Origin of the sequence: Mesorhizobium sp. M7A.F.Ca.ET.027.02.1.1 (genome assembly GCF_004022985.1) — a bacterium.
Lineage (GTDB): Bacteria > Pseudomonadota > Alphaproteobacteria > Rhizobiales > Rhizobiaceae > Mesorhizobium.
On the sequence record NZ_RZOL01000665.1, the window covers coordinates 1 to 1,948 of the forward strand.

Annotated in this window: 3 protein-coding genes; 1 reads left to right on the forward strand and 2 read right to left on the reverse strand. The window is 64.5% G+C overall.

The genetic code is table 11. The annotated features are described in order from the left end of the window. Both EN749_RS34875 and EN749_RS34880 read right to left on the reverse strand, forming a co-directional pair. Window positions 1-270 (reverse strand): alcohol dehydrogenase catalytic domain-containing protein (locus EN749_RS34875; RefSeq protein ID WP_148674725.1); only part of this gene is annotated, 270 nt, incomplete at its 3' end. 98 nt (window positions 271-368) lie between these two features. Further along, window positions 369-830 (reverse strand): helix-turn-helix domain-containing protein, encoded by a 462-nt coding sequence (locus EN749_RS34880; RefSeq protein ID WP_127271974.1) that lies wholly within the window; start codon window positions 828-830, stop codon window positions 369-371. Between the two features lie 102 nt (window positions 831-932). Here EN749_RS34880 and EN749_RS34885 point away from each other — a divergent pair. Then, the coding region (locus EN749_RS34885; RefSeq protein WP_145991152.1) for an MFS transporter at window positions 933-1,948 on the forward strand (1,016 nt) is incomplete at its 3' end.

The window sequence follows — 1,948 nt, forward strand, 5'->3', positions numbered from 1 at the left end:
GCAGCCAACGGCGAACGGCACCGTGACGCGCTCGCCGGCCTTCCAGCGGGTGACCTGCTTGCCGGCGGCGACGACGATGCCGGCCAGTTCGTGGCCCGGCACATGCGGCAGCGTGATGCCGTCGTCATGACCCATCCAGCCATGCCAGTCGCTGCGGCACAGACCGGTCGCCTCGACCTTGATGACGACGCCATCGGCTGCCGGCTTCGGATCGGGAACGGTCTGGATCGTCGGCGCTTCGCCGAATTTCTCGAAGACGACGGCTTTCATTGGTCACTCCACCCTCTGTGCTGCAGGAAACGATAGCCGATTCCCTGTCTGGTCGAGCGGAAATCGATTCCGCCACGCCTGTTGGCAGGCAGCAGCTCTTAACCGGTTTCGCGGTTGCGAAAGTCGGCAAGCCGGGTTTCGCCGGGGGCAAGCTGCCGCCCGTCCTCGGCATGGACTTCCAGGCGCTTGATCGGCCGGCCGGTGAGATTGTCGACCATGAAGGTATAGGGTTCGCCCGGTCCGGCGAAGTAGGTCTCGCCCCATTGCCGCAGGGCAACCAGGACATAGAACAGGCCGCGTCCCTTTTGCGTCAGCACATATTCATGGTGCGCGCTGCCGTCGGGTGCCGGGACCGTTTCGAGGATGCCATGCGCGACGAGATTGCGCAGCCGCGACGACAGGATGTTCTTGGCGACGCCGAGGCTCTTCTGGAATTCGCCGAAGCGCCGCAAGCCGTCGAACGCGTCACGCACGATGAGCAGCGACCACCAGTCGCCAATCGCGTCCAGTGGTCGCGCTATGAGGCAATCCGCTTCGTGGTGGCTCGTTCGTTTCACCATGGCAGTCGTTGGTCCAACATTCGATTTTCGGTTGCAACATAAAACTGTTCTGCCTATCCAGCAAGAGGTTTCAAGTTGAAACCTTTTATGGAGAGAGCAGACATGAACATGCAGGTGGTGAACAGCGGTGCAACAAGCCTCGAGCAATCCGATGGGCCGCCTCGGGTGGCGCCGCCGCCTGCGGGATTGTCACGATTGACCGCGCTGATCTTCGCCATCGCCTGCGGCCTGAGCGTTGCCAATGTCTATTTCGCCCATCCGCTGCTCGACGCCATGGCGCATGATTTTGCTATCGCGCCGGCCTCGGTTGGCATCGTGGTGACGGTAACGCAGATCGGCTATGGGCTCGGCCTGTTCTTCATCGTGCCGCTGGGCGACCTGTTCGATCGCCGCAAGCTGATTGCCGGGCAGGCGATTCTGTCTGCCGTGGCGCTGGTGGCGGTCGGGGTCGCGCCCAATGCGGCGATGCTGCTGGCGAGCCTGGCGGTGGTCGGGCTGCTTGCGGTGGTGGTGCAGGTGCTGGTCGCCTTCGCTGCCGACCTCGCCGTAGCGTCGCAGCGGGGGCGGGCGGTCGGCACCGTCACCAGCGGTGTCATCCTGGGCATCCTGCTTGCCCGCTTCGCTTCAGGGGTCGTCGCCGATTTCGCCGGTTGGCGCTGGGTTTATCTTGTCTCGGCCGGGTTGACGCTCGTCATGGCGATGGTTCTCTACCTGATCCTGCCGCGCCACGAGGCGGAGCGGCCACGCACATCCTATCCGCGCCTGCTCGCTTCGGTGCTGCTGCTGTTCGTACAGGAGCCGCTGCTGCGCGTGCGGGCGGTGCTGGCCATGCTGATCTTCGCCAGCTTCAACGTGCTGTGGGCGCCGCTGGTGCTGCCGTTGAGCGCCGAGCCATTTTCACTTTCGCATACCGAGATCGGGCTTTTCGGCCTTGCGGGCGTCGCCGGCGCGCTCGGTGCGCGCTGGACCGGTGGCCTCGTCGATCGCGGCCGCGGCCAGTTGGTCACCGGACTCGGCCTGCTGCTGATGATGGCGGCCTGGCTGCCGATCGCCTTCATGGGCATGTCTCTGTGGTTGCTCGTCGCCGGCATAGTCATGCTGGATCTGGCGATCCAGGC